Raw genomic sequence first — 6,546 nt, 5'->3', positions numbered from 1 at the left:
GATGCTGATTGAATGATGGGACAACGAAGCCTGCTATATAGGACTCGTAAGAATTGTTATGACTGGTATGATATTCCCCCAAGTGGATGAGCTAGTTGGGAGCGGGATTGTGCCTTTGCGCGGCCTTCGTACCGTGGTCGGCGTTACTGAAGCCGGATCAGGGCGATACTGCAACCAGCACTTGAAGAAACCCTAACAAAGCTGACCAGGGCAAAAAGCCGATCGGAGACAACAGCATAGAACGGCATAACGAAAGGTATTAACCACGGGACACAGCCGCAAAAAGGCACAATCCCGCTCCCAACGGTGCGAAGAAGCGGCCAAAAACTCTTGCATAATAATGCTGGTAAACAAAGAAAGCAAACCAGCATGTCGTACCGTAGTCGGAGTTACTGAAGCTGATCAGGGCAAAAAAGCCGATCGGAGACAATCCCGCACGTGCGGGACATGAGCAAAAGTATTAACCACGGGACACAGCCGCAAAAAGGCACAATCCCGCCCCCAACGGTGCGAAGAAGCGACCAAAAACTGTCGCATAATAAAGCTATTAAGCATAATAAAGCTAGTAACATAATAAAGCTAGTAAAAAGTACCGGGTTATTGAACGATCGCTACCAGGTTAATCCGCAAACTCCACAGCAAGCTTGCAACCTTCACCCGGTGCGGACGTCAGCCTCATTTTTCCGTTAAATATCTCAAGTCGGTTACGGATATTGGTAAGCCCCATCCCGACCTTATTGTTTGCCATATCAAACCCGACCCCATTATCTGTAATGATCAGTTGAATGGCATGTGGAAGTTGCCTTAACTCAATGAGAACATGATCTGCGTGCGAGTGTTTGATGATATTGGTGAGCTGTTCCTGGAGAATCCTGTATAATACCAGCTGCTTACTTGAAGTAATTTCGGCTTCATCAAAAGTGTCGTTCTGGAAGGTGAACTTTATATTCTTTGCTATTGTAATAGTTTCCGCAAGTTCACGTATCGACTCGACCAGTCCCAGGTCACTCAATGTAGGGGGAATCAACGACCTTGAGAGTGCACGGATCTCTTCTATCACCGTCTTTAAATGGATGGAACTTTTCTTTAATAAGGTTTCCTGCTCTGACTTGTTATTCAAAGCATGTTCTATATACAATCTCACCACCCCAAGCAGTTGATTGATGTTATCATGCAATTCTTCACCCAGCTTTTTTCTTTCTGCTTCAGCAGCCTGAAGAATACCCTTGGCCATTTCGTTTTTATGCAGCAGTTTCTCTGAAACGAGTTGCTGTTGAAGAGCCCTTTGAGTAGTAACGTCCTGCATCGCTCCTATCAATCGAACCGGTTTGTTTTTATGATCCCGGATAATTACCCCCCGGTCAAAAATCGTCTTATACTTGCCGTTTTTGCATTTGAAACGATATTCATCTTTCCAGAAAGTTCCACTGGTTTCCAGTATATTATCGATTGTTTCCAATACTCTTTTTTCATCCTCAGGATGTAGGTTTGTGCGCCACCAGGTGTAATTGTCCCGTAATTCTTCCTGGCTATATCCAAACATATCCTGCAATGTCCGGTTTGTGTACGATTCATGTGTCAGCAAATCAATATCCCAGACGGCATCGTTTGTTGCCATTCCCAGCATATTGAACCTGGTCAGCGCTTCATCCTTGTATTTATTTGCCTTTAATATCCTTGAGTTAAGTTTATTACTGACCAGATAAATAAAAATTGCAGAAGCAAGTACAAATATTACTCCCTTTAAACTCTGGATTGTGTTATGAAGTTCCATATCACCACGGGTAAAACTCCTCAGCAAAGCATCTGAAACAAAAATCCAGACAATGCCGAAAAGCAAAAAAACCAAAGCCAGAATTAAAGAAGATGATATTCTTACCCTCATAGTGTTAACGGTTGATTGTCTAATATCTGTAAATTTTAAGATATAAGGCAAAATTCGCTATAAAATTCCATTCACGGTTGTTTCGAATTGTGATATCATATCTTTGCACCATGCATTATGTTTCTATTGAAGGTTTAAGTAAATCATTTGGAATAAAACCGTTATTTGACAATATTTCGTTTCACATTGAGGAGGGAGATAAGATAGCATTAGTGGCAAGGAATGGCAGTGGTAAGTCTACCCTGATGAAAATCATGGCGGGAAAAGAGACGGCCGAAAAAGGCACTGTCTGGATCCATAAAGATGTTACTGTAGCCCTTTTTGAACAGGAACCCTCGTTCCGGGAAGATTGGTCCATACTTGATAATATTTTCAGCCACAATCACCCCGTGATCAACGCAATCAAGGAATTTGAAGTTTATAGCGAAGACGAAGATGTTGATAAATTAGGGGACGCCATTGTTAAAATGGACGAACTGAATGCCTGGGATTTTGACACCAAAGTGAAACAGATTCTCGGTAAGTTAAATATTCACCATCTCCACCAGATCGTCGGCAGTTTGTCCGGCGGCCAGCGCAAACGGGTTGCTCTTGCCAAAACGTTAATCGATATCGGCTTTGAACACAAACATGTATTACTTATCATGGATGAACCAACCAATCACCTGGATGTGGAAATGGTTGAGTGGCTCGAACATTATCTGAACCAGGAGAAGGTAACTTTATTGCTGGTTACCCATGATCGTTATTTCCTGGATGCCGTATGTAATGAGATCCTGGAAATTGACAGCAGTAATTTATACGTTTACAAAGGCGACTATGAAAATTACCTCGAAAAAAAATCAGCACGTATCGAAAGCGAGTCGTCCAGCATAGACAAGGCTAAAAATCTTTACCGGAAAGAACTCGAATGGATGCGCAAGCAGCCAAAGGCAAGGACCACAAAATCCAAAAGTCGCCAGGACAATTTTTATGAAGTTGAAAAACAAGCCAAACATAAAATCGAGAATAACCAGGTTGAACTTCAGTTGAAGATGACGAGGCTCGGTGGCAAGGTTGCGGAGCTAAAAAAATTATATAAAAGTTATGGTGAAAAAGTAATTCTCAAAGGAATGGATTATACATTCAAAAGAGGAGAACGTGTTGGAATAGTCGGAAAAAACGGTGTGGGTAAAAGTACATTCACCAATATTTTGCAGGGCATTGAACAAGCTGACAGTGGTAAAGTGAATATCGGTGATACCATTGTTTTTGGGAACTATTCTCAAACCGGCCTGGTGATAAAGGAAGATATGCGTGTAATTGAATACGTGAAAGATATTGCTGAACACTTTCCTTTGGCCAATGGCGGAACCCTCAGCGCTGCACAGTTTCTTAATCTGTTTCTTTTCCCACCGGAACAACAGTATACTTATGTTTCAAAGTTGAGCGGGGGTGAAAAACGGAGGTTGCACCTGTTGTCTGTGTTATTCAGAAATCCTAATTTCCTTATATTAGATGAGCCGACCAATGACCTGGATCTTCCGACCCTTGGTGTTCTCGAAAACTTTTTGACGGAGTTCCAGGGTTGCCTGATGATCGTTTCTCACGACAGGTATTTTATGGACAGGCTTGTTGATCATCTCCTGGTGTTTGAGGGTGATGGTTTAATCAGGGACTTCCCGGGCAACTACACGCAGTATCGTATTTCCTTAAAAGATCAGGAAGCTTCTACACCCAAAAATCAATACCTGGTAAACAGCCCGGCAGAGGAAACCAAATCAGAAAAGTTGGTTGAAGAAAAAAAGAAACTTACGTACAAAGAGAAAAGAGAATTTGAAATCCTGCAAAACGAAATATCAGCTTTGGAAAAGGAAAAATCTGTTATTACAGATAAAATGAACAGCGGTCAACTTCCATTCGCTGAGTTGCAATCATTGTCAGAAAGGATAGCTGAAATTACAGCGCTTATAGATGAAAAAGAATTGCGCTGGCTTGAGCTCAGTGAATTGCAAAATCAATAATTCCATTTTTCTATCAATTAATAATCAACACTAACCAATGAGAAAAATTATCATGCTTTGTTGTGCTTTTGTGCCATTGAGTCTATTGGCCCAGAACGCAGCAAAAGCGATAAAAGTGGCCAACCCTGTGCCATACGCAAACAGTATCACACCAGAAGATCTTAAAAAACATCTTTACATTGTTGCCGGCAAAGAAATGGAAGGAAGAGGAACCGGCACTGCAGGCGAAAGAAGAGCTGCAGCCTATATCGATAGCCAGTTCAAGGCCCTTGGTTTATTACCTGGCAATAAAGATAGCTACCAGCTGTACTGGCCGGTTTTCCAGGATTCGACCATTAGCACCGGTCTCGAAGTGAATGGTAAGACTTTCGAAGCAGACAAAGATTTCACAGTAAATCCAAACATGGCTTATTCCGCAACCATGTCGTCTTCTGAAGTTGTTTTTGTAGGATATGGTGTATCCGATTCAACAAAAGATGATTACAAAGGTGTGGATGTGAAAGGTAAAATCGTACTGGTATTACCCGGTGCAACTCCTGCCGGCACCTCCGCACGCAGACCTGCCGCTCTCTTTATACAGGAAGCTGCGGCCAAAAACGGTGCAGCTGCCGTGCTACTGGTCCAGACAAATTTTCCAAGACCTGCCGGTTTAAAGCTTGGCCAGCAATATACAAATGCGTTCAGGAAAACTATATATCCTAATACATTTACGATTTCAGAAGCAGTGGCTGAAGCGATAATGGGCCCCGATTACAAAACAGCCAGGGAAACTATCAAAGCTGGTAATGCGCCCGCAAAAACGTATAACGCAAACATCACCCTTGAATTTGCAAAGAAAACTTCAAAGATCCAAAGCAGCAATGTGATTGGTTATGTTGAAGGAAGCGACAAACGTGATGAATTCGTTTTTATTACTTCACATTATGACCATCTCGGTAAAAGGGACTCTGTGATATACTATGGTGCTGATGATGATGGTTCTGGTACTGTCAGTGTTATTGAACTGGCAGAAGCTTTTGCAAAAGCCAAAGCCGAAGGCAAAGGTCCAAGAAGAACAGTTGTATTTATGACTGTTGCTGGTGAAGAAAGAGGGTTATGGGGATCTGCCTTCTATGGTGATAACCCAACATTTCCATTAGAAAAAACAACAGTTGATCTCAACATTGATATGATCGGAAGAACTGATCCTGAGAGAAAAGGGGATTCATCAAACTATGTTTATGTAGTGGGCGATGACAAACTCAGTACTGACCTGAGGCCGATAAGCGAGGGCATGAACAAGAAATTTGCAAAGATGGAACTTGACTATAAATTTAATGATCCCAATGATCGTCAGCAGATTTATTATCGTAGCGACCATTACAACTTTGCAAGAAAAGGTGTTCCGATTATATTCTACTTTGATGGTATTCATGCTGATTATCACAAACCAAGTGATACACCGGACAAGATAAATTATGTGCTGATGACAAAACGTGCAAGGTTCGTTTTTCATACTGCATGGGAAATGGCGAACCGCAACGATATGTTGAAGCGTGATCTGAAACTAAATATGCCGGGTAGAAATTAATATTACAGGTAGAAGTTAATATTGCAGGTAGAAGATAATACAACAGGTAGAAATTAATACTAAAAAAAAAGCGTGGTTGTTCTGTTGAACGACCACGCTTTTTTTTATTAGACATCCAGCTTAGCTGCCGAACACTTTCTTTAAAATATCATTAACCCTTGCTGCCGGATTTTTACGGATACTTTGTTCTTCCAAAGCAACCTGGTAAAACATACCACCGAGTGCGCGGCCGGTTACATAATTTGACAGATCAGTATTCACTTTTTTAGTGAGGGGAATTTTGTTATAGGCTTCAAACACAGCAGCCCAGTATTTGGTTGCGCCGGTTTTTTCAAGTGCCCCGTCAATTACAGGTTTGAATGCATTAGTGAGCGGATCCCAGGTTTTACTTTTCAGATAAGTTGTGGCGGCAGAATCATTTCCACGCAGAATGCCAAGGGCATCCTGTACATTCATGCCCTTAACGGCATCAACAAATATTGGTGCAGCAGATTTAGAGGCTTCTTCCGCAGCGCGGTTCATTGATAGTATAGCGTCATCAACCAATTTGCCCAGGCCCGCACTACGTAATGTGGACTCCACTTTTTTTACTTCATCAGGCATCAGCACTTTGATGGCTGCATTACCCATAAAACCGTTTAATGAAGAAAGTTTATTTGCACTGTTTTGAGCTCCGACAGAAAGTGCTTCTTTTAAACCACTCACAATATCTTCATTACTAAGACCGGATCCGGACTTGCCCTTTCCAAATAAACCACCGGCTTTTTTAAGCAATCCTCCACTCTCCTGGCCAAATGTTATTACGGACATAAGCAGGAGAACAGGTAAAATCAAACGTTTCATAGAATTATTTTAAATTAAAAAATGACAGACCAATCATTCAGAATGTCAATCATCCAGGACCGGTATCTTCAGCCAGACGATTAATCGACCAGCTTAGTGGTAAGGATAACGTTCGAATTCCGAAAAAATTTGTTAATGCTTTATATTTTCTCTGTTGAATTGCTCTGTTGAATTTATTTCGACCATGTGTTGAACTTATTTCGACCATATATTGAACCTATTTCGTCCATATGCTGACTATATTT

Annotated in this window: 4 protein-coding genes; 2 read left to right on the top strand and 2 right to left on the bottom strand. The window is 41.5% G+C overall.

All coding sequences use genetic code 11. The features are described 5' to 3' along the window. Positions 1-619 precede the first annotated feature (619 nt). Positions 620-1,885 (bottom strand): sensor histidine kinase, encoded by a 1,266-nt coding sequence (locus tag VK664_RS05135; protein WP_461397544.1) that lies wholly within the window; start codon positions 1,883-1,885, stop codon positions 620-622. A gap of 110 nt (positions 1,886-1,995) precedes the next feature. On the opposite strand from VK664_RS05135, the gene VK664_RS05130 reads away from it, so the two are divergent. Then, positions 1,996-3,888, top strand: a complete 1,893-nt coding sequence (locus tag VK664_RS05130; protein WP_461397543.1) for an ABC-F family ATP-binding cassette domain-containing protein — start codon at positions 1,996-1,998, stop codon at positions 3,886-3,888. 37 nt (positions 3,889-3,925) lie between these two features. Continuing rightward, on the top strand, positions 3,926-5,458 hold the full coding sequence (locus VK664_RS05125; protein ID WP_461397542.1) for a M28 family peptidase: 1,533 nt from the start codon (positions 3,926-3,928) through the stop codon (positions 5,456-5,458). Positions 5,459-5,578: 120 nt separating this feature from the next. Here VK664_RS05125 and VK664_RS05120 read toward each other — a convergent pair whose 3' ends face one another. After that, positions 5,579-6,301, bottom strand: coding sequence for a DUF4197 domain-containing protein (locus VK664_RS05120; protein ID WP_461397541.1), 723 nt, complete (start codon positions 6,299-6,301; stop codon positions 5,579-5,581). Positions 6,302-6,546 lie beyond the last annotated feature (245 nt).

Source organism: Flavitalea sp. (assembly GCF_035489435.1).
Lineage (GTDB): Bacteria > Bacteroidota > Bacteroidia > Chitinophagales > Chitinophagaceae > DATHKG01.
Note: the sequence above shows the minus strand (reverse complement) of the source record. Positions and strands in the feature narration are given on the sequence as shown.

Excerpts from the sequence above, each read along its gene's own strand:
- VK664_RS05125 (WP_461397542.1), top strand. The coding sequence starts at position 3,926 with ATGAGAAAAATTATCATGCTTTGTTGTGCTTTTGTGCCATTGAGTCTA.
- VK664_RS05130 (WP_461397543.1), top strand. The coding sequence starts at position 1,996 with ATGCATTATGTTTCTATTGAAGGTTTAAGTAAATCATTTGGAATAAAA.
- VK664_RS05135 (WP_461397544.1), bottom strand. The coding sequence starts at position 1,885 with ATGAGGGTAAGAATATCATCTTCTTTAATTCTGGCTTTGGTTTTTTTG.
- VK664_RS05120 (WP_461397541.1), bottom strand. The coding sequence starts at position 6,301 with ATGAAACGTTTGATTTTACCTGTTCTCCTGCTTATGTCCGTAATAACA.